Raw genomic sequence first — 19,993 nt, forward strand, 5'->3', positions numbered from 1 at the left:
CCCCTTCTTAAATCAGCGACAGCCCGCAGAGCAGCGTGTAGTCCGCCCCGTTTTCCCCGTCGCCGGCGCGCGGTTTCTGCGACTGCCAGCCGTACCAGGCGCTGAACAGCGCGCTAAACTCATCGGCGGTGATCTGCGCATTGTCCTCAAGCCACATCGCGCACAGCATCCGGAGCTGGAAGAACTGGCCGGTGAGCGACTTCAGCGCCACGCCGTAGTTACCCGCGTCACGGCACGGGAAGCTGTCGCCGTACAGGCGGTACAGCAGCACGTTGCGGGTGATAAACGGCTGCTCAGCGAACAGCGGAATCGCCCTGCCGTCCAGCTCGCGCAGCCGCTCCTGCAGGCGCGCGGGCTGCATGATCGCCAGCTCGCTGAGCTTAAACATCAGCATCATTTTCTGCATCGCGGGCACGTTCAGGCTGAGGCGCATCGCGCCCATCTCGCCCAGCGCCTCGACGCGGTTAACCTCAATCGGCGGCAGCAGGGCGAGCTGCTCGCTCAACACGCCCGCTTCCGCCAGCTGCGCCAGCTGCTCGCCCATGGCGGTCAGGTTCTGCGGATCGCGCTGGTTATCCTCCACGTAGCGCTGCGCCTTGCTGAGCAGCACGCCGATGGCATACAGGCTGCCCTCCAGCGTCAGCGCCGGATGCACGGCAATATTGATGCACTGCTGGTTTAAGGCTTCATCCCAGGCGTTGCGCTCGAGGGCGTCGGCCTCAACCTCACCGGCGTGCAGCATAAAGGCCTCCGGGTTGAGGAGGATTTCACGCGCGGCGCTTTCGCATTGCGCATTCAGGCTTTCCCGCTGCTGGTTTCCCACCGTCAGACGCGTTTTTGGCCAGTCGCCAGCGGCGTCCTGACAGGCCGGGCATTCGCACGCCGCGTCGCGAGCGTTAAACCGGATCACGTATTCAGGCTGGTAGTGTTCTGTCAGTTCCATACTTGCTGCTCCTGCCGCGGCAAAGGCGGCGATACTCATTGAAAGTTTTTGCGAAAAAACCAGTGGGTACAGTCGATAAGGTCGCCGCTGGCGGGGTCTTTTATCTCGGGTAAAAAAGCGAAGCTGGGCTGTAGCCCCAGCCAGCAGTGGGCCTGCATCAGCAGCGGCCAGCAGGCGTCCAGGCCCGCGCCCTGCCGATGCGCCTGGCGGTAGACGTCAAGCAGCGTGGGGATGTAGTCGCCCTTCACCGCATAGGCGCATCCGCAGCCGCCCTTCAGCACGCGCGCCACGCCGGGCAGGGCCTTGAGCGCGGAAATGTTGTCGTAGCGCCCGCCGAGCAGCACAACCTGCCAGTCGATGTGCGGCAGGCGCTCCAGCAGCCGGTTCACCGTTTTGAGGGAGTTCTCTTTACGCACGTATTTCACCGCCGCGTCCACCAGCGCCACGCTGTGCCACTGCTCGCGCTGCGCCTGCTCGAGCACCGCGCAGTGCGTCTCCAGCTCGCTGTGGTCAGGGTCGCGGGCAAAGGCCACCAGCCGCGCGTCCTCTAACCCGAGCGAAGCGAGGCTCTGCCGCTGGGCCTCCAGCAGGTCCGGCCGTTCGGGATCGTAGATCACCGCCACCTTGCCAAACGCCTGCCACTGCACGGCGGCGCTCAGCGGCGCGGCGCTCAGGCGGCGGTAGTGGCTCAGCAGGTTGCGGTCGGTGACGAAATCCTCCAGCGTCAGATCGACGGGCGTGCAGGAGCCGAGCACAAAGTCTTTGTCGTAGGTATTGGCGCTGTGCGAGATGCACAGAATCGCGTCGCGCGGATCGATCTGCTGCACCGGCGCGGTGAAGTTGTTGAGAAACGCCTGCTCTTCCGCCAGCGTGGCGGCGTCTTCATAGCGGTGGTTTTTCAGGAAGTTGCGGTGATAGCCAAAGGTGCCGTTCAGCGCGTGGCGCTCCCCGAACGAATGGGTACGGTAAATTTTATCGAGGTGGCTGTACCAGATGTAGATGGTGTCGCTGCCGGAAAACAGCGCGTTGTTGCGCTGCATCGCCGCCACCTGAATGCTGATTTTGTTCGGCGCATAGTAGTCGTCATCGTCGAAGCAGATGATGTACTCGCCCTTCGCCATCTCGTTGAGCATGTTGCGCTTTTTGCCCAGATCGAGCCGTTCCGGGCTGTGAACGTAGCGCACGCTGCACGCCGCGGGGTCGACCATCATGGCGACCAGGTCTTCGTTGCTCTGCGCCGAGTCGTCCAGAATAATCAGCTCGCGCCTGTCGGCCGGGTAGTCCTGATACTGGAAGATGTAGAGCAGGTAGGGCAAAAACGCCCGGCGGTTCCAGGTGGGGCACACCACGCTGACGAACGGGGTGCCGTACTCTTTTTTCTGCTGCTGGCGTTTCAGCAGCGTCTGCATCAGGTTGCTCATACTATCGCTGCCGCTGCGCCTGCTGTTGACGCAGCCAGCACTGCGCCGACACCGCGTCAGTGGTTTTCTGATCGCGTCGCTCCTGCTCGAGGCGCAGGTCTTCCCGGCGCGAGGCCAGCACCAGCTCCAGGCTTTTTTCCCGGCGGGACTCCGCCAGCAGGTTGCCCTGCAGCTTCTGCGCCTCCACGCTCGCCAGCGCCTGCTCCTGCTTTTGCCAGTCGATCACGCGCTGAATGTGGCGCTTGTAGACGGACTGGTTGCTGAGCATGGTCGCGCCGCCCTGCAGCTCCTGCACGGTGTTGTTGACCAGGTTCGACAGGGCGTGAATGTTCTTTTCCAGCCGCTGGCACAGCTGCTGCTGCGAGGCCAGCCGGGCGCTGAGATCCTGCACCGCGCGGTTGCGCAGCAGGTGCAGCTGTTCAAGGGTGTTAATCAGTTTGCTCATCGGTAGTTATCCTGCCTGCGCCAGCGCGCTCAGGTCGGCAATGGTTTTCTCCAGCGGCGCGGCATCCTGAACCTCCTGCTGCAGAAAACGGGTGATGGCCGGGGAGAGGTTGACCGCTTTATCGGCCAGCGGGTCGGCCCCCGCCACGTAGCCGCCGAGCGGGATCAGCGGCTTGATGCTTTGGTATTCGGCGTAAAGCTGCTTCAGCGTGCGCGCGGCGCGCTGGTGCGCCTGCTGCGTCACCTGGCTCATGCAGCGGCTGATGGACTGGCCGATGTCGATCGCCGGATAGTGCCCGGCCTCCGCGAGGTGGCGCGACAGCACGATGTGGCCGTCGAGCACGGCGCGCGCGCAGTCGACGATCGGGTCCTGCTGATCGTCGCCCTCCGCCAGCACCGTATAAATGGCGGTCATCGAGCCGTGGCTTTCGCTGTTGCCCGCGCTTTCAACCAGCTTCGGGATCAGGCCAAACGCCGACGGCGGATAGCCTTTGGTGGCGGGCGGTTCGCCCAGCGAGAGGGCAATCTCACGCTGCGCCATGGCGTAGCGCGTCAGGGAGTCCACCAGCAGCAGCACGTCTTTGCCTTTGTCGCGATAGTAGCTGGCGATGGTGTGGCACAGCTCGGTGGCCTTGATGCGCATCAGCGGCGATTCGTCCGCGGGCGCGGCGACAATCACCGACTTGCGCCGCCCCTCTTCGCCTAGCGAATGGTCGATAAACTCTTTCACCTCGCGCCCGCGCTCGCCGATCAGCCCCACCACCACGACCTCCGCCTGGGTGTAGCGGGTGATCATGCCGAGCAGCACGCTTTTGCCCACGCCGCTGCCCGCCATCAGCCCGACGCGCTGGCCTTTGCCGATGGTCAGCAGGCCGTTAATCGCCCGCACGCCCACGTCGAGCGGCGCGTCCACCGGCTGGCGCCTGAGCGGATGCACCTGCGGCAATTGCTGCGGCAGCACGGCGTCGCCGGTCAGCTTGCCTTTATCGTCGATCGGCTCGCCGAGGCCGTTGACCACGCGGCCCAGCCACTGGTCGCCAATCAGCACGCCGTGCTGTTTGTCCAGAGGGTAAACGCGCGCGCCCGCCATTAGCCCGGCGGGCTGCTTGAAGGGCATCAGGAAGGTGACTTCGCGGTCAAAGCCGACCACCTGCGCCTCGATCAGCTCGCCCTCCGCGCCTTCAACCTGGCACATCTGGCCCACGGCAAGGCGGCAGCCGACGCACTCCAGCAGAATGCCCGCCACGCGCACCAGCCTTCCGGCCACGCGGGCGAGGTTAATGTTCTCCAGCGAGCGTAAAACCTGCTCGAAGTCGTGATCACTCATCGTGCGATTCCGGCAGCAGGTTCGCCTTCAGGGCGTCCATGCACTGGTCGAGACGGTGCTGGCAGCCCACGTCCATTTCGGTGGTGTTGGTGATCACCCGGCACTCGCCCGGCGGCAGGTCCGGGTCGGCGGTGAGCCCCCAGTGCGCCACTTTCTCCGGCTCGGCCTCGCTGATGCGGCGGTGCTCCTCGCTGTTCAGCATCACTTTGACCTGCTCCGGCTGCTGCGGCAGCGCGGCCAGCGCCTCTTCCACCAGGGTGAGTATTTGCGTGGGATGGAGCGTCAGCTCGCAGCGGATCACCTGGCGGGTCACTTTCTCCACCAGCTGCAACAGCTCTTCGCGGCGGCGCTGCTCGTAGTTGGCCATGAAGGTTTCCATCGACGCGATAATGCTGTCCAGCGGGTGCGCGGCCTCAAGAAACTGCTGGCGCGCCTGGGTTTTGCCCTCGGAGCGGCCCTTGCGCACGCCCTCTTCAAATCCCAGCCGCAGTCCTTCCTGATAGCCCTCTTCTTTGCCCTCTTCCATGCCCTGCGCAAAGCCGCTGTTCAGGCCATCCTGAAAGCCCTGCTGCAGCTGCGACTGCAGCGCGGCGTCGTCCAGCACCGGACGGGCGTCGTCGGGCAGCGCCGGTGCCGCGCGGCGCTTGCGCAGCGGCGGGAATTTGTGCAGGCGCGGTTTCACCACCGCCTGGCGGCTGGCGGTCAGGGCGCTCAGCGGTAAGCTCTGTTTCTTGTACATGGGTTACTCCATGGTCTGCTCGGTGAAGAGCTGAACCTGAATTTCGCCCTCTTCCGCCAGCTGGCGCACCGTCGCCATGATCTCTTTGCGCACGTGCTCGATGCGGCTCACCGGCACCGGCCCCAGGCGGGTGGTGGTGGATTGCAGCAGCGTCACCTGGCGCTTCGGCATGACGTTGAAAATGGCCTGACGCAGCACCGGCTCGGTGCCCTTGAGCGCAACCGCCCACTCCTCGATAGAAATCTCTTCCATCAGGCGCTGCAGGGTCGCCGGGGTCTGGCGGCTGAGGATGAAGAACTCGTACATCTCCTCTTCCAGCTCGTCCACCACGTCGGCATCGCGCTCGCGCAGCTGGTTGAGCAGCTGCTGCTGGTTGCTTGAAATGCGGTTAACAATGTTGGCCGCGTGCTTGATGCCGACCACTTTTGAACCGTGCTCCGACAGCACCGACACGCCGCGCTCGATCAGGCGGTCCAGCTCGTTGATCACGTCGCGGTTGACGTCGTCCAGCCGGGCGATGCGCCAGACGATTTCGTCCTGACGCTCCTGCGAGAGGGCGCTGAGCACGCCCGCCGCCACGTCCGGCGGCAGAAACGCGAGGAATACCGCCTGCAGCTGCAGGTGCTCCTGCTCGATCAGCGCCGCAAGCTGCGGGATGTCCACCCACTGCAGCCGCGCCATGCGGTGGCGAATTTCGTCGCCGTAGATGCCGTTGATCACGCTGCCGGCAATTTCGCCGCCCAGCGCTTTCTCAAGAATGCCGCGCAGGTAGCTGCGCGACGCGCCGTTGATGCCGCTCTGCTCGCGGTAGTCGTCAAAAAAGTTGTTCATGGCGTGGCGCGCGTGGTCGACCTTCACGCCGTGCAGGCGCGCCATGGTGTCGCTCAGCAGGATCACCTCGTCGCGGTTCATCTTCTGCATCACCTTCGCCGCCGCCTCTTCGCCCACGCTGAGCAACAAAATGGCGGCCTGCTCCAGTCGGCTGCGCCCCGTCGCGGTGCTGCCCTTACTGCTGCTTGTTATCAGTTCGCTCATTGCTGTTGATCCATTGTTTCAAGACTTCTGCCATACGTTCAGTTTCGTTTTCCGCCAGCATCTGCAGGTATTCGACCTTGGTCTCAAGGCCCGAGCTCTGCGGCGGCAGTTCCGTATCCTGGTTGAATGCCGGTCCTGGCAGCCCCGTCAGGCCAGATTCGGTAGTGACCATGCTGTTCTCAATCGCCTCGGCCTGCGCGCTGCCCTCGATTGCCGCCCGTTCGTCCGGTTCACGACGCCCGTAGCGCTGGGCCAGCGGACGCAGGCCGAACAGCAGGGTGAGCAGGATCAGCATGCCAATGCCGCCGTTTTGCCCCCAGTACTGGATGTTCGGGTCCTGCCACCATTTCAGATCCGGCAGGCCGTCCGGCGTCCGGTCGATAAAGGCCAGCCGGTCGAGGGTCAGCGAGTCGCCGCGCGCTTTTTCAATGCCCGCCGCGTCTTCGACCAGCTTCGTCAGCGCGGTGAGCTGCTCCGGCGTCATGCTGGCAAGCGGCGCCGCGGCCTGGTTAAGCGCCACCGCCACGCGCAGCTTTTCCAGCCTGTAGCCGGGGTGACGAATGTGGCGGATATCGCGGTCAAACGCGTACTTGCGCTGCTCCTGGCTGCGGTTCGACAGCGAGCTGGGACTGCTGGTCTGCGTCTGGGCTTGCGCCGCCTGCGGATTGGCCGCCATCGGCGGCGTCACGGCGGTCGGCTGGTTGACCGGACGGTTGCTCAGCGAGCCGGGTATCCCCAGCGCCAGCTCGTTGGTGGTGTTTTCGCGGGAGATGCTTTCGTCGCTGATCTGCGGCTCTTTGCCCAGGCGCTCCTGCGTCTCTTCCACGCTGCTCATGTCGACGGTTGGCGTCACGCTGATGCGGAAGTTTTCGCTGCCGAACAGCGGCGCGAGCAGCCCGGCAATGTTGTTGGTGGTTTCGTTTTTGATGCGGTCGATCACGTCGCGGCTCTGGCGAATGCTCGCCATGCTGGTGCCGCCCTGCTGGGCGTTTTCCGACAGCAGCGTGCCCGCCTGATCCACCACGCGCACGCTGGCCGCCTGCATGCCGGGCACGCTGCCCGCCACGAGCTGGACGATCGCCGACACCTGCTGTTCGTCCAGGTGCTTGCCGTAGCGCAGCTGGAGCATGACCGACGCGCTGCTCTGCGGCTTGTTGGTCATCACGAACGAGCTGGACTCGCTCAGCCCCAGATGCACGCGCGCGTTTTCAACCGGGTCCAGCGCCATGATGCTGCGCGCCAGCTCGCCTTCCAGGCTGCGCTTGTAGCGCACGTTCTGCACAAACTGGCTGCTGCCGAGCATCTCGTCTTTATCCATCAGCTCGTAGCCGTCCGGCATCACGGCGGTAATGCCCTTCGCCGCCAGCGCCATGCGCGCGCGCGGGAGCTTGTCCTCCGGGATCAGGATCTGGCCGCTGTCGGGGTTGATGCGGTAGGCGATGGATTCCGCCCCCAGCACTTCAACCACCTGCGCCACGGGCAGCTTTTCCTCGCTGCCGTACAGCGCCACGTAGCCCTGATTGCTGCGCCACAGGGAAAACACGATTGCCGCAACCAGCGCCACGCCGCCCGCGGCCATCAGCCACTGCGGTTTAATGCGCCCGGTCGGGAGGGGTAAGGCAGAAAATCTATCTTTTAACTTAGTCAGCACGGGAAAACCTTACAGCGGAGTATTCATCACTTCGTCGAGCGCAGTGGTGAGCTTGTTACGGACCTGCATCATGGCGGAGAAGGCGACGCTGGCTTTTTGCGATTCAATCATCGCCCCGGCCAGATCGTCGCTCTGCCCAAGCTCAATCGCCTTTTGCTTCGCCCCTGCGGAATGCTGCATGGCGTCGACATTGTCGATGGCGTTGTTCAGTACCTGCGAAAAAGAGAGATCGCGCGCGCCGGTGACGCCGGAAAGGGAAGCGCCCGGCGCAATGAACGCCGCGTCGCCGGTTGAGCCAGAGGCGGCCACGGCGGCGGCGTTGTGCATCCTGTCCAGCATCGCCTGCTGGCTGGCGTGCAGGCCGATAGCGGTAATTTTGTCCATGGTATTAGTCTCGGGCGCGCGTTATGAGTAGCATTCGATATCGATACCTTCTTCGCGCATGGAGGCGAGCCGGTAGCGCAGCGCGCGCGGCGTAATGCCTAAAAACGCGGCGGTTTTAGATTTGTTGCCGTTGTGGCGCTTCAGCAGTTCGATGATGTATTGATATTCCGCCATCCGGCCGTGCAGCTTGACGTTGCTGATGGCCGCTGGCGCGGCCTGCTGCTCGCGGTAGGCGGGCATCACGTCCACGCCGTCTAAGGTCGCGAGCGGCGCGAGCGCCGGCAGGCCAAAGTCTTTGGCAGTAATCTCTTCGCCGTTGCTCAGGATCATCCCGCGCTGGATGACGTTCTCCAGCTCGCGCACGTTGCCCGGCCAGTCGTAGGTCAGCAGCGCGTGGCGCGCCTCTTCGCTCAGGCGAACGTTGCCCTTGTGGAACGCTTTGTATTTGGCGATAAAGCGCATCGCCATCGGAATAATGTCCAGACGACGCTCGCGCAGCGGCGTGATGTGAATCGGCACTACCGAAATACGGTAGAACAGATCCTGGCGAAAGCGGCCTTCGGCAATTTCCTGCTGCAAATCTTTATTGGTGGAGGCCACGAGGCGAATATCCAGCGGGATTTTTTTATGGCTGCCGAGGCGCTCAACTTCCTGCTCCTGCAATACGCGGAGTAATTTCGCCTGCAGCGCCAGCGGCATATCGCCAATTTCATCCAGCAGTAATGTACCGCCGTTTGCCTGTTCGAATTTCCCGGCAACGCTGGTTACCGCGCCGGTAAACGCGCCCTTTTCGTAGCCGAATAATATGGCTTCGAGCATGCTTTCAGGAATAGCGGCGCAGTTAACGCCAACGTATGGCGCATCGGCCCCGAGGGCATTTTCATGAATGTAGCGGGAAACACACTCTTTCCCCGTCCCCGTTTCGCCCGTAATGAGTACCGACACATTATATTTCGCAACACGACGTGCTAATGAAAATACATTTATGCTTTCTGGCGCGCTGGCAATAAATCCATTTTCATTACGGGCTTCATGTTCAATAACAATACTCATAACAACTCACCAACATTTAAGCTAATTGTTAACTCCGGGCGTATACGAGCCTTATGCGCCATTCCGGCACATATCAATAAGGCGTGTATTCGAATAGAGATAATATGAATGAATCCGGTATTTAAATGCCGGAGACTCATGACTGACGCGCAGTATAGCGCCCCGTTAAGAATTGTCTTGTTTTTAATGGGTATTAAAACTTTAATCTTCTAATATCATGCACTTACATGAAAAATTAATGCGTATTAATTGCCCTGAAATAAAGAATTAATAATGAAAGGCATCTTGATTATGAAAGGGTATCAGCGTCTAATGCCTATCCCTAATAAAGCCTCCGCGTAACCGGCCTTAACAGGGAAAGAGACCGACTCACTGATAAAGCGACACGGTTGCCAGAAACTTAAATATTTATTATGCCGATAAGCCTTATAGCGCTTACGGCGTTTGTTATCCGGAAGACCTATGCCAGCAGCTCCTCAGAGAATCAGAATCTACCAGCGTCAGGCGCTCCCCGATATGGTAAAACTCGACGTGAGCAAGCTTGGGCGTCCGTGGCATAAGCTGCCGAAGATGATGAACGACAGCTTCGATATTTTCGACGCGCGCCTGAGCATTTATTTCCTGAAAAAACTGCGCGTCAACGTGGCGTTAAAATCGATGACCTACGCCATCGATAAACATTATAAAAACACGCAAATCTTTTCAACGCCGTTAGGTTCGATTGCTTTTAATATTGAGCGGACGCTGTTATTACAAATTCTTCACGATTATTACGGCCTGGGAAAAGAGAGCCGCACTAAATCGTTGGATGTCGATCAGCCCGTCACCAAAACCGAAGACCGCTTAAAAAATAAAATCGGCCTCGACCTCACCCGGCTGTTAATCGACAAAGAGATCTTCGGCGAAGCGTTTGACGTCAAAAGCGATAACACCACGGTGATCAACCAGTGGTCCTGGTGCGTGACGTTCACGCTGGAGGGCTACGACGAGGGCAGCTTTACGCTGCTGTTCGACAACGCGCACGTCGACAGGATGCTGGCGCGGCTGCGTTCCCCCGACGCGGAGAGCGCAGCGGGCCGCCAGCAGCCGCCCACCCGGGCGCAGATCGAGAAGATGTTTTACGGCCTGCCGCTGAAGTTTAGCGGCCACGTTGCCAGCCTTAACCTCACCGTGGCCCAGCTGGCCAAAATCCAGCCCGGAGACATTATCCCGGTCAACATTAACAGCAGCGTTCCGGTATATATCGGCAAAGAACAGATTTTTGACGCCAAAATCGCTGAAGATAGCGGCAAGTTATTCCTCTGTGAATTAAACGACAGAACCATCGAGAAGCATTATGAGTGATCTGCAACAAGACCTGAGCCAGTCCCTGGATTTTGGCGATCTGAACCTGGGCGACGTGCCGCGAGAAGAGACCGTCGAAGGCAATATTCGCATGGATATTCAGGCCGAGCCTGAGTCGCCCGCGGCCATTGACGACCTGCGCAAAATGGCGCTGTTTAGCCGCATTCCCGTCACCCTGACGCTGGAGGTGGCCTCCGTGGAGGTGTCGCTGGCCGAGCTGATGACCGTGGGCCACGACTCGGTGGTGGAGCTGGACAAAATGGCGGGCGAGCCGCTGGATATCAAGGTAAACGGCATTCTGTTCGGCAAGGCGGAAGCGGTAGTGCTGAACGACAAGTACGGCCTGCGCATTCTGGAGTTCAACAGCAAAGAGCTGGGCGAGTTAACGCGATGAAAGCCCCACTTCGCGCCGCGCTGCCGTGGCTGCTGCTGGGCGGGCTGCTGGTTTCCCCGCAGCTGCTGGCGGCCAACGGCGATATCACGCTGTTCAGCTCGGCGACGACGGAAGGCGGCCAGGATTACAACGTCAAAATTGAAATCCTGATACTGATGACGCTGCTGGGCCTGCTCCCGGTGATGCTGATGATGATGACCTGCTTCACGCGGTTCATCATCGTGCTGGCGATCCTTCGCCAGGCGCTCGGGCTGCAGCAAAGCCCGCCGAACAAGATCCTGACCGGCATCGCGCTGGCCCTGACGCTGCTGGTGATGCGCCCGGTATGGACCACGATTTACCAGGACGCCGTGGTGCCGTTTCAGAATGACGAAATCACCATGAAGCAGGCGTTCAGCAAGGCGGAGGTGCCGCTAAAGCACTTTATGCTGGCGCAGACCAGCAATAAGGCGATGTCGCAGATGATGTCGATTGCCGGTGTGACGGGCGATCCGAAGGAGCAGGACCTCACGGTCGTGACCCCGGCCTATCTGCTGAGCGAGCTGAAAACTGCGTTCCAGATTGGCTTTATGATCTACATTCCCTTCCTGGTCATTGACCTGATTGTCGCCAGCATCCTGATGGCGATGGGGATGATGATGCTGTCACCGCTGATCGTGTCCCTGCCCTTCAAGCTGATGCTGTTCGTGCTGTGCGACGGCTGGACGCTGATAGTCGGCACGCTCACCTCCAGCGTGCAGGGGCTTTAGCGATGGTGACGATGGATATCGCCGGTGACATCATGGCGTCCGGCATCAAGCTGGTGCTGATTATCTCCGCCGTGGCGATTGTGCCGAGCCTGATCGTCGGCCTGTGCGTCAGTATTTTCCAGGCGACCACGCAAATTAACGAACAAACGCTGAGCTTCCTGCCGCGCCTTCTGGTGACGCTGGCGGTGCTGATTATTGGCGGTAAATGGATGCTTACCCAGCTGGTGGATTTCACCGTCAATATCTTTCAGCAGGCGGCGGCGCTGGTGGGCTAGCGGCCATGGGTATTGATATTCATACGCTGATTAACCCGCTGCTGGCGCTGGTCTTCCCCTTCTTTCGCGTTCTCGCGTTTCTGCACTTCTGCCCGGTGCTGGACAACCGCGCCTTTAGCCGACGCATCAAAACCGTCCTCGCCCTTGCGCTGGCCGTCATCATCACGCCGATGCTGCCGGAAAAAGTGCTGATAACCGAGCTGATGTCGATGCGCACGATCCTGCTCACGGGCGAACAGCTGCTGTGGGGGATGCTATTCGGCATGGCGATGCAGCTGGTTTTCGTGGCGCTGCAAACCGCCGGGCATATTCTCTCTATGAATATGGGCCTCGGCATGGCGATGATGAACGACCCGGTGAACGGCAGCTCGACCACCGTGATTTCGCAGATGATTTACACCTTCTGCGGCCTGCTGTTTTTCGTGATGGACGGGCACCTGCTGGTGGTGACCATTCTCTACAAGGGCTTCGTCTGGTGGCCTATCGGCCAGGCGATTAACAGGCCGACGCTGCTGCTTATCGTTCAGAGCCTCGGCTGGATTATGTCGTCGGCGACGCTTATCGCCCTTCCCACCACCTTTGTGATGCTGATCGTCCAGGGCGGCTTCGGGCTGCTGAACCGCGTATCGCCCACGCTCAACCTGTTCTCGCTCGGCTTTCCGATCAGCATGCTATTTGGCCTGCTCTGTATTTCGATGATGATGACCAATATTCCCGACCACTATCTCAACCTGACCAACGACATTCTGGCCAGGCTTGAAGCCGTGAGGACGCACTGATGTCCGGCGGCGGCGATAAGAGCGAAAAACCCACAGCGCAAAAGCTGCGCAAGGCGCGTGAAAAAGGGGATTTGCCGCGCTCGAAGGATCTCACCATGGCGGTGGGGCTGCTGGCCTCGTTTATCACCATGAGCGTCTTTTTTCCCTACTACAAGCAGCTGGTGGGCGAGTCCTTTAGCGCGGTCGGCATGATGGCCGGACGCATTGACGACGAAGGGGCGCTGAGCCAGTTTTTGCTGCTCAACGTGTGGGTGATTATCCGCTTTATCGGCACGCTGGTGCCGATCCCCGTCGCCTGCATCGTGGCAAGCCTGGTGCCCGGCGGCTGGATGTTTACCGTTTCCAAACTCAAGCCTGACTTCAAAAAGCTCAGCCCGATTAGCGGCGTGAAGCGCATGTTCTCCAGCAGCCACTACGTGGACGTCGGCAAGATGATGCTCAAGTGCGGCATCATTCTGGCGGTGCTTTACAGCATGGTTCACAGCTCGCTGAACCCGCTGCTGCACCTGCAGCGCCTGAACCTGAATCAGGCCATTCATCAGGGGTTCGGCATCCTCCACCACGTGCTGGTCTACTTCATCACCGTGATCGTGATTTTTGCCCTGCTCGACGTGCCGCTGGCGAAATTTATGTTCACCAAAAAAATGCGCATGACCAAGCAGGAGGTCAAGGAGGAGCATAAGAACAACGACGGTAACCCGCAGGTGAAGGGGCGTATCCGCCAGCTGCAGCGCCAGATGGCGATGGGGCAAATCAACCGCACCGTGCCGGATGCGGACGTGATTATCACCAACCCGACGCACTACGCGGTGGCGCTAAAATACGATCCGAATAAGGCCGAGGCGCCCTACATCGTGGCGAAGGGGATGGACGATATTGCCCTGCACATCCGCGACGTGGCGCGCACCCATCAGATCGAAATCGTGGAGTTTCCGCCGCTGGCGCGCGCGGTCTACCACACCACGCGGGTTAACCAGCAAATCCCCGCGCAGCTTTTTCGCGCCATTGCGCACGTGCTGACCTACGTCATGCAGCTTAAGTCCTGGCGCACCGGCCAGCTTGAACAAAAACCCCGCCTGAACAGGCAGATCAACATTCCAAAAGAGGTCTTAAAAGCCGATGGCGAACAGTAAGTTACATCAGACGCTTGCCATACTCCGCAACGGGCGCGTAGGCGTTCCGATACTGCTTCTCAGCGTTCTGGCCATGGTGATGCTGCCGCTGTCGCCGCTGATGCTGGATATCCTATTCACCTTCAACATCGCGCTGGCGGTGGTGGTGCTGCTGGTGGCGGTCAACATGCAGCGCCCGCTGGACTTCGCCGTCTTCCCAACGCTGCTGCTGATCACCACCCTGATGCGCTTGACCCTGAACGTGGCCTCCACCCGCGTGGTGCTGCTCCACGGCCACGAGGGCGAAGGGGCGGCCGGTAAGGTGATCGAAGCCTTTGGCCAGGTGGTGATCGGCGGCGATTTCGTCGTCGGCTTCGTGGTCTTTATCATCCTGATGATCATCAACTTCGTGGTGGTGACCAAAGGGGCTGAGCGTATTTCGGAGGTGTCGGCGCGCTTCACGCTGGACGCCCTGCCGGGCAAGCAGATGGCGATCGACGCCGACCTTAACGCCGGGCTGATTAACCAGAACCAGGCGCGGGACCGCCGTAAAGAGGTGGCGAAAGAGGCCGACTTCTACGGCGCGATGGACGGGGCGTCGAAGTTTGTGCGCGGGGACGCCATCGCCGGGATTATGGTGCTGGTGATCAACGTCATCGGCGGGATTTGCATCGGGATTTTCAAATACGATCTCGACGCCAGCCACGCCTTCCAGCAGTACGTGCTGCTGACCATCGGTGACGGCCTGGCGGCGCAGATCCCTTCCCTGCTGCTGGCCACCGCGGCGGCGATTATCGTCACGCGCGTCAGCGACGGTGACGACGTAAGCGATGAGATCAAAACCCAGCTGCTGGCGAAGCCGAAGGTGCTGTATACCGCCGCGTTCGTCATGTTCGTGCTGGCGATTGTGCCCGGCATGCCGCACGTCGCCTTCCTGTGCTTTACCGGGCTGCTGCTGTTTGCCGCCTGGCGGCAGAGCAAGGCCGTTGCGCCCGCCAGCGAAGAGACCGACTATGACGCCATCAGCGATGCGCTGGCGACCGACGCCGCGCCGACCATCGGCTGGGAGAATATTCCGCTGGTCGAGCCGATTGGCCTGAACCTCGGCTATAAGCTGGTGACGCTGATCGACACGGCAAAAGGCAGCCCGCTCTCCCAGCGCATACGCGGGGTGCGGCAGGTGGTCTCCGAGCAGTGTGGCGTGCTGCTGCCGGAAATCCGCGTGCGCGAGAACTTCCGCCTGAAGCCCGCCCAGTACGCGATTTACATCAACGGCATCCGCACCGCGCTCGGCGAAGTGTATGCCGAAAAGCTGATGGCGATCCCCGGCGCGGAGCTGTACGGCGAAATTGACGGCGTGCTGGATACCGATCCGGCCTACGGGATGGCGATCGTCTGGATCGACCCCGAGCAGAAGGCCAGCGCGCTGAACTTTGGCTATCAGGTAGTGGATTGCGCCAGCGTGGTGGCGACGCACGTGAACAAGGTGGCGCGCGAGCATCTGCCGGACCTGTTTAACTATGACGACATTACGCACCTGCACGCGCGCCTGGCCCAGCAGGCGCCGAAGCTGGCGGAAGATCTCTCCAGCGCGCTCAGCTTTAGCCTGCTGCTTCGCGTCTATCGCCAGCTGCTGCTGGAGCAGGTTTCGCTGAAGGACATTGTGACCATCGCCTCGACGCTGCTTGAAAGCTCGGCGGTGACCAAAGATCCGATCCTGCTGACCTCCGACGTTCGCTACGCGCTGCGCCGGGCGATTATTCACGCCATCAACGGCGACCGCCAGAAGCTGTCGGCCTACACCATCGATAACGCGCTGGAAAATATCCTGCTCGGGGCGCTCAACCAGTCGCAGCAGGCGGGCAAAGTCGCGCTCGACAGCTTTGCCGTCGATCCGAACATCCTGACGCAGTTGCAGAACACCATGCCGGTGATTCAGGAACAGATGAAAGCGAAGGGATTGCCGCCGCTGCTGCTGGTGACGCCGCAGCTGCGGCCGCTGATTTCGCGCTATGGGCGGCTGTTTGCCAGCAACCTGCACGTGCTTTCCTATAACGAAGTGCCTGACGACAGCGATTTAACCATCGTGGGCACGCTGGCGTAACGCCCCGGCGGCGTTAGTCTTCGAGAAAGCGCAGTTTCCAGGCGGCCAGCGTGCGCGGCATTTTGCGCTGGTCGTTACCGTCGGTGCTGTAGTAGTGCAGCTCCAAACCGCCGCCCTTGACGGGTGAAATGCGTCCCGCCCAGATTTCGCCTTTTGGCGTGTACATGATTATCGCGGTGCGGCTGTTTGCCGCCCCCTGAACCCACATTGAGAGCACGCGGGCGCCGATATTGTCGATGTCATTCTGGTAGATGTAGACGTTGGCGCTGTCGACGAAGTTTTGATAGTCCGCGCCGACCAGGCCGCGAAATTTTGCATCCAGCTCGCCGTCGGGGAAGATCCCCAGCGTCAGCAGCGTGGCCTTTGGCCGCGGATCGGTGTCAGAGAGCTTATAGGCACCGTCGAGGAAAACGCCCGTCGGCATGGACAAGCGGCAGCCCCAGTCGGAATTACTGTACACCTGCAAAGAGTTGTCCTTGCGCGGGATCAGCAGCACCTTGCAGTTGCTGGTATCGACCACCTTTTCCACCACCAGCATGCCGTACAGGCGGCGCGCTTCCGCGGTAAATTCATCGTGGTTTAGCCCCGCCCAGGCGCGGATGTCGAGCGTTACGCTCCACTGCGCGTTTCGGCTGAACTGGATCACGCCGCCGCTCATGTTCGGCGACAGCATGTTCCACCACTTACCTTCCCATTTAAAGTCGCGGTTGGTGTCCGAGATGGCGCTGATCCCGGCGTAGTACGCGCGCTCGATGCAGGCGTCCGAGGTGCATTTCTCCAGCAGCTTTTCCCACTCGTAGTACTTTTTGTCGATGTGCTCGACGTTCTCCCGCAGGATCGCCTGGTTGTAAATGACCGACAGCGTGCTGTCCAGCCAGTGCAGGTTGTCGTTATTGCAAATCGTGTTTTCCAGAGGCGAAACGGCCCGCTGGCAATTTACCGCCATGGCGCTGCCGCAGAAAAATAATGTCAGGAAAAACAGGCTGCTAAGAATACGACGGATCATTTCTGTTCAAGTTTTATTCGAAAGGGCGGCTATTGTGGCGAAGGCGACGCCGCTTTGCAATATAAACCATTCACCAAACTTATATGAATAAGGAATGAAAAGAAGATGTTAAGTTATGTTCCGATTTTGTCGCTTTTTAATACGGAATGGTTTAACTCTGGACATATTGCGATGAAAATAGACAGCAGCAACCTCACGATGGCAACGGTATCCGCCTGGCATTCACTGACAGAACCCTCGCGCCGCCCGCTGGGAATTAAACGCTCCAGCGGGAATATTTGCCCGCAAAGCGGCTACTGGCAAATGGATCATTCTGTTGTGAACAATGTCGTGAATGTTAAAAAGGGAGAAACATTACCCTGGCAAAATGGTTATCCCGTTAACTGGACGCTTATTGAATACGATTTAAGAAACGAAAAATTAACATAACGGCCTTTTCCGGGAAATACTTTTACCTCACCGCAGGAAGCGTCATTTCCCGCCTTTCGCTCGGCGCTTATTTTTAGTTTCCTCACGGAAATATCGCACTTCTTTTAGTCTCCCGCCTGTCGCATTTATTACAGCAACCGCCTGATTAAAAACACTTAATAATCTTTTATTTACTTTACAGATCGTTTTCACCAATCAATGATAATTTATCGATCGATAATATTGATAAATTTACCGCACCCTCAACACGATTGATTTTATCGATCGATATTTATTATTCGATCGACTTTGACAATCGAAAAACGAGCGGGTACTCTTTATTTTCTGCATTATTTTTGGGTGTTGTTAATTAATTGTTTTAAAAAATACGCCTGTAGATTACAAGCCTAAACACGTCCTCAATGAGTAACACGTTATTCATACCTCATGCTGGGTACATACAGAGCGATCCGGAGTTTTCAGTGATTGAAAGTTTGAATTTCAGAAAGCCGTTGAATATTTGTTTTTCGGTAATAGCGGCGACGTTTATTTTTATTGGCATCGTGGTGGGTCTTTCGCAATGGTCTGCCGTTCAGGAAGCCAATAAAAGCCAGAACCGCCTTTATCTCGGCAACGTCGCCTCATTCCTGGATAAGTACCTGGACGGCTACGAAAGTATTGTCAGGGAAATGACGCGCATCGCCGCGGACAGGCATACCTTTGATAAGAAAAATGAAAATGACCTGACGCTGCGTAACTGGATGATTGAGCGGCTCAGGATCATGCCGGACGCGCTTTCAATCATTCACGTGGACAATAATGGCCACTATATCCGCCTGCCCTACGTGCCGCTCAGCAGCGACGAGAAAAACCGGTGGGACCCGCGCAAGGAGCCGTGGTTTACGATCTCCGTCGAGGATTCAGACGAAGCGCATTACAGCATCAGCCGCGATCCGTTCGCCAACCGAGAGCACGTTATTACCATCTCGCTGCCCATTATCAACGGAACGGACGGCTCGAACACGGGCGTTCTGGCGCTGAACCTCGATCTGGAAAAAAGCACCGAGATCCTCAACACCGCGCTTCCGCCGGTGAAAAGCCGGACCTTCGTGATGAACAGACAGGGCGAGCTGGTCATTAACCCGGGATACCAGTTCGATCCTAAGGTGCTCAAGGCCATCGCGCTGAACGCCAGAGAGTATCGCGGCGATTTTGTGATGAACAACCGCTACTACGCGTACCGCACGATCGGCTCTCAGTCCTGGCTGGTGGTACACGAAGTGGAGGAGAGCGTGCTGGGCGACATCGCCTTTCGCCAGTGCATGAGCACCGTGCTGGGCACGCTGGCTGCCCTTATCGTGCTGCTTTTCTGCTGGTGGTCGACCCGCGCCGCGCTCAACGCCATCTTTATGCGCATCGCGACCAGCATCCGCAGCGGCGCGATCAATCCCGCCAGCGTGGAAGAGCTGATCTTCGAAGAGATCCACAGCTCGCAGCAGCGGCAGTCCAGCATTGCGCATGAGGCCTTAACCGACGGCCTTACCGGGCTCAACAATCGTCGCGCGTTTGATGCCGATGCCGCGCGCCTGAGCGCCGATCCGCACGCCCAGCTCGCCATGATTGATATCGATAACTTCAAAAAAATTAACGACACCTGGGGCCATACGGTCGGCGATATGGTGCTGAAAACCGTGGCCGAGCTGGGCCTGCGGCTGCGCGGCCTGGAGAACATCTCTCTCTATCGCTACGGCGGAGAGGAGATCGCGGTGATCTTTCAGGGGATCTCCGCTGAAAAAGCGCAAAGCTACCTCGAAAAATGGCGGATCACGGTGAATACGCGAACCTTCAGGGAGAAAGATCTCAAAGTCTCCTTTAGCGCGGGGCTGTGCAAAATGGGCGGCGCCCCGCTGTCGGAGACCCTTGCCTGCGCCGACCGCCGGCTTTATCAGGCCAAGAAAAACGGTAAAAACAGGATCGTTGCCGCGTAGCGCCATTTAAGTTTGATGAGGGTTGTGTCGTTTTACGCTTTATGGGTGTGGCTACGAGGGTGGCATGGAAAAGAGTACGCATTTTGTCGTGCAGTGTGTCGAAAAGAACCGGCTCGATTCGGGCATTGATTTTGTTATCCAGCCGATTTTCGATCTCTCGCGGTTTGCCTGCATCGGCGGTGAAGTTCTGGTGCGCGGCACGCACCGGCGCAATATCGTGCCGCCGCATCTGTTTATCAGCGAGCTGGAGAAAAGCGGCGGGATCCTGCCGATGGGCGATTACCTGCTCGCGCAGGCCTTTACGTTTTTAGCCAGCCAGCCGCGCGAGCGTCTTGAAAACCAGCTCTTTACGTTCAACATCTCCTGGGTTCAGCTTCAGGATGCCCGTTTCGCCGAGCGCACCCTGTCGCTGATGAGCGCGCACGCGCTCGCGCCGCGCAGTCTGGTGTTCGAGATCACCGACGCCGCGGAGCGGCTCGACGAGACGGCGAAGCGCAATCTCGACGCGCTGCGCGACGCGGGGCTGAACCTCGCATGGGATGGCATTGACGGCCTGGAGAAGCTTCAGTCCCGGCTTGCCCTTTATCTGCCTGACTACGTTAAGCTCGACAGAAGCTGCCTGGCGGCAGACAGCCTCGACGATACGTTCGCCATGCTGGCGTACCTGGACGCTTTCGATGTGGACGTGGTGATTGAGGGGATCGAAAATTATACCCACGTCTCTACCATGCTGCGCCGCGGCGTGAAGTATGGTCAGGGATACCTCTTCTCCCGCCCGGTGAGCAAGGAAGCTTTCCATTTACACTATATGCAGCCGGAACGCGCCTAGGCGCCCAT

The 19,993-nt window shown here is 59.4% G+C and carries 20 protein-coding genes; 10 read left to right on the forward strand and 10 right to left on the reverse strand.

All coding sequences use genetic code 11. The annotated features are described in order from the left end of the window. Positions 1-7: 7 nt before the first annotated feature. Genes AB8804_RS13375 through AB8804_RS13415 form a run of 9 tightly spaced genes read right to left on the reverse strand, consistent with a single transcriptional unit; the run spans position 8 to position 8,997 of the window. Positions 8-943, reverse strand: a complete 936-nt coding sequence (locus AB8804_RS13375; RefSeq protein ID WP_371186869.1) for a hypothetical protein — start codon at positions 941-943, stop codon at positions 8-10. 35 nt (positions 944-978) lie between these two features. Next, the gene (locus AB8804_RS13380; protein WP_371186871.1) at positions 979-2,364 is read right to left on the reverse strand and encodes a glycosyltransferase family 2 protein; all 1,386 of its coding nucleotides are present in this window, start codon (positions 2,362-2,364) and stop codon (positions 979-981) included. A 1-nt stretch (position 2,365) separates the two neighbouring features. Beyond that, the gene (fliJ, locus tag AB8804_RS13385) at positions 2,366-2,809 is read right to left on the reverse strand and encodes a flagellar export protein FliJ (RefSeq protein WP_371186873.1); all 444 of its coding nucleotides are present in this window, start codon (positions 2,807-2,809) and stop codon (positions 2,366-2,368) included. 6 nt (positions 2,810-2,815) lie between these two features. After that, the gene (fliI, locus tag AB8804_RS13390; protein ID WP_371186875.1) at positions 2,816-4,135 is read right to left on the reverse strand and encodes a flagellar protein export ATPase FliI; all 1,320 of its coding nucleotides are present in this window, start codon (positions 4,133-4,135) and stop codon (positions 2,816-2,818) included. Then, the gene (gene fliH, locus AB8804_RS13395; RefSeq protein WP_371186877.1) at positions 4,128-4,874 is read right to left on the reverse strand and encodes a flagellar assembly protein FliH; all 747 of its coding nucleotides are present in this window, start codon (positions 4,872-4,874) and stop codon (positions 4,128-4,130) included. Before fliH ends, fliI begins: the two co-directional genes overlap by 8 nt. Before the next feature lie 3 nt (positions 4,875-4,877). Further along, positions 4,878-5,909: a flagellar motor switch protein FliG gene (locus AB8804_RS13400; protein ID WP_371186879.1), complete on the reverse strand. Its 1,032-nt coding sequence runs from the start codon at positions 5,907-5,909 to the stop codon at positions 4,878-4,880. Next, on the reverse strand, positions 5,881-7,560 hold the full coding sequence (gene fliF, locus AB8804_RS13405) for a flagellar basal-body MS-ring/collar protein FliF (RefSeq protein WP_371186881.1): 1,680 nt from the start codon (positions 7,558-7,560) through the stop codon (positions 5,881-5,883). The genes AB8804_RS13400 and fliF overlap by 29 nt, the downstream gene beginning before the upstream one ends. Positions 7,561-7,569: 9 nt before the next feature. Further along, positions 7,570-7,944, reverse strand: coding sequence for a flagellar hook-basal body complex protein FliE (fliE, locus tag AB8804_RS13410; RefSeq protein ID WP_371186883.1), 375 nt, complete (start codon positions 7,942-7,944; stop codon positions 7,570-7,572). A 21-nt stretch (positions 7,945-7,965) separates the two neighbouring features. Next, positions 7,966-8,997 carry a sigma-54 interaction domain-containing protein gene (locus tag AB8804_RS13415; RefSeq protein WP_371186885.1) on the reverse strand — a complete coding sequence of 344 codons (1,032 nt, stop codon included), beginning with the start codon at positions 8,995-8,997 and terminating at the stop codon, positions 7,966-7,968. 516 nt (positions 8,998-9,513) lie between these two features. On the opposite strand from AB8804_RS13415, the gene AB8804_RS13420 reads away from it, so the two are divergent. Genes AB8804_RS13420 through AB8804_RS13450 form a run of 7 tightly spaced genes read left to right on the forward strand, consistent with a single transcriptional unit; the run spans position 9,514 to position 15,754 of the window. Beyond that, a complete protein-coding gene (locus tag AB8804_RS13420; RefSeq protein WP_371186887.1) occupies positions 9,514-10,341 on the forward strand; it encodes a FliM/FliN family flagellar motor switch protein in 828 nt (275 codons plus the stop codon). Further along, complete coding sequence (locus tag AB8804_RS13425; RefSeq protein ID WP_371186889.1) at positions 10,334-10,735, forward strand: FliM/FliN family flagellar motor switch protein; 402 nt, start codon at positions 10,334-10,336, stop codon at positions 10,733-10,735. The genes AB8804_RS13420 and AB8804_RS13425 overlap by 8 nt, the downstream gene beginning before the upstream one ends. Further along, positions 10,732-11,484, forward strand: coding sequence for a flagellar type III secretion system pore protein FliP (gene fliP, locus AB8804_RS13430; RefSeq protein WP_371186891.1), 753 nt, complete (start codon positions 10,732-10,734; stop codon positions 11,482-11,484). Before AB8804_RS13425 ends, fliP begins: the two co-directional genes overlap by 4 nt. Before the next feature lie 2 nt (positions 11,485-11,486). Beyond that, positions 11,487-11,759 (forward strand): flagellar biosynthesis protein FliQ, encoded by a 273-nt coding sequence (fliQ, locus tag AB8804_RS13435; protein WP_371186893.1) that lies wholly within the window; start codon positions 11,487-11,489, stop codon positions 11,757-11,759. Positions 11,760-11,764: 5 nt separating this feature from the next. Beyond that, positions 11,765-12,538, forward strand: coding sequence for a flagellar biosynthetic protein FliR (gene fliR / locus AB8804_RS13440; protein ID WP_371186895.1), 774 nt, complete (start codon positions 11,765-11,767; stop codon positions 12,536-12,538). Next, on the forward strand, positions 12,535-13,671 hold the full coding sequence (flhB, locus tag AB8804_RS13445) for a flagellar biosynthesis protein FlhB (RefSeq protein ID WP_371187035.1): 1,137 nt from the start codon (positions 12,535-12,537) through the stop codon (positions 13,669-13,671). Before fliR ends, flhB begins: the two co-directional genes overlap by 4 nt. Beyond that, on the forward strand, positions 13,658-15,754 hold the full coding sequence (locus AB8804_RS13450) for a flagellar biosynthesis protein FlhA (RefSeq protein WP_371186897.1): 2,097 nt from the start codon (positions 13,658-13,660) through the stop codon (positions 15,752-15,754). The genes flhB and AB8804_RS13450 overlap by 14 nt, the downstream gene beginning before the upstream one ends. A 13-nt stretch (positions 15,755-15,767) precedes the next feature. On the opposite strand, the gene AB8804_RS13455 is transcribed toward AB8804_RS13450, so the two are convergent. Continuing rightward, positions 15,768-16,760: a lysozyme inhibitor LprI family protein gene (locus tag AB8804_RS13455; RefSeq protein ID WP_371186899.1), complete on the reverse strand. Its 993-nt coding sequence runs from the start codon at positions 16,758-16,760 to the stop codon at positions 15,768-15,770. A gap of 105 nt (positions 16,761-16,865) precedes the next feature. Here AB8804_RS13455 and AB8804_RS13460 point away from each other — a divergent pair, with 105 nt between their 5' ends. From AB8804_RS13460 to AB8804_RS13470, 3 genes are all read left to right on the forward strand, one after another. Next, on the forward strand, positions 16,866-17,189 hold the full coding sequence (locus AB8804_RS13460; protein WP_371186901.1) for a hypothetical protein: 324 nt from the start codon (positions 16,866-16,868) through the stop codon (positions 17,187-17,189). Between the two features lie 491 nt (positions 17,190-17,680). Beyond that, positions 17,681-19,156, forward strand: a complete 1,476-nt coding sequence (locus tag AB8804_RS13465; RefSeq protein WP_371186903.1) for a diguanylate cyclase — start codon at positions 17,681-17,683, stop codon at positions 19,154-19,156. A 64-nt stretch (positions 19,157-19,220) separates the two neighbouring features. Then, entirely contained in the window at positions 19,221-19,985 is a 765-nt protein-coding gene (locus AB8804_RS13470; protein WP_371186905.1) for an EAL domain-containing protein, read from the forward strand. Positions 19,986-19,993 lie beyond the last annotated feature (8 nt).

Origin of the sequence: Enterobacter sp. KBR-315C3_2022 (assembly GCF_041399425.1) — a bacterium.
Lineage (GTDB): Bacteria > Pseudomonadota > Gammaproteobacteria > Enterobacterales > Enterobacteriaceae > Enterobacter.

Coding starts and splice junctions, on each gene's coding strand:
- fliP (WP_371186891.1), top strand. CDS start 10,732: ATGAAAGCCCCACTTCGCGCCGCGCTGCCGTGGCTGCTGCTGGGCGGG.
- fliI (WP_371186875.1), bottom strand. CDS start 4,135: ATGAGTGATCACGACTTCGAGCAGGTTTTACGCTCGCTGGAGAACATT.
- fliR (WP_371186895.1), top strand. CDS start 11,765: ATGGGTATTGATATTCATACGCTGATTAACCCGCTGCTGGCGCTGGTC.
- fliQ (WP_371186893.1), top strand. CDS start 11,487: ATGGTGACGATGGATATCGCCGGTGACATCATGGCGTCCGGCATCAAG.
- AB8804_RS13425 (WP_371186889.1), top strand. CDS start 10,334: ATGAGTGATCTGCAACAAGACCTGAGCCAGTCCCTGGATTTTGGCGAT.
- AB8804_RS13450 (WP_371186897.1), top strand. CDS start 13,658: ATGGCGAACAGTAAGTTACATCAGACGCTTGCCATACTCCGCAACGGG.
- fliE (WP_371186883.1), bottom strand. CDS start 7,944: ATGGACAAAATTACCGCTATCGGCCTGCACGCCAGCCAGCAGGCGATG.
- AB8804_RS13460 (WP_371186901.1), top strand. CDS start 16,866: ATGTTAAGTTATGTTCCGATTTTGTCGCTTTTTAATACGGAATGGTTT.
- AB8804_RS13380 (WP_371186871.1), bottom strand. CDS start 2,364: ATGAGCAACCTGATGCAGACGCTGCTGAAACGCCAGCAGCAGAAAAAA.
- AB8804_RS13470 (WP_371186905.1), top strand. CDS start 19,221: ATGGAAAAGAGTACGCATTTTGTCGTGCAGTGTGTCGAAAAGAACCGG.
- AB8804_RS13455 (WP_371186899.1), bottom strand. CDS start 16,760: ATGATCCGTCGTATTCTTAGCAGCCTGTTTTTCCTGACATTATTTTTC.
- AB8804_RS13415 (WP_371186885.1), bottom strand. CDS start 8,997: ATGAGTATTGTTATTGAACATGAAGCCCGTAATGAAAATGGATTTATT.
- AB8804_RS13375 (WP_371186869.1), bottom strand. CDS start 943: ATGGAACTGACAGAACACTACCAGCCTGAATACGTGATCCGGTTTAAC.
- fliH (WP_371186877.1), bottom strand. CDS start 4,874: ATGTACAAGAAACAGAGCTTACCGCTGAGCGCCCTGACCGCCAGCCGC.
- AB8804_RS13400 (WP_371186879.1), bottom strand. CDS start 5,909: ATGAGCGAACTGATAACAAGCAGCAGTAAGGGCAGCACCGCGACGGGG.
- AB8804_RS13420 (WP_371186887.1), top strand. CDS start 9,514: ATGGTAAAACTCGACGTGAGCAAGCTTGGGCGTCCGTGGCATAAGCTG.
- fliJ (WP_371186873.1), bottom strand. CDS start 2,809: ATGAGCAAACTGATTAACACCCTTGAACAGCTGCACCTGCTGCGCAAC.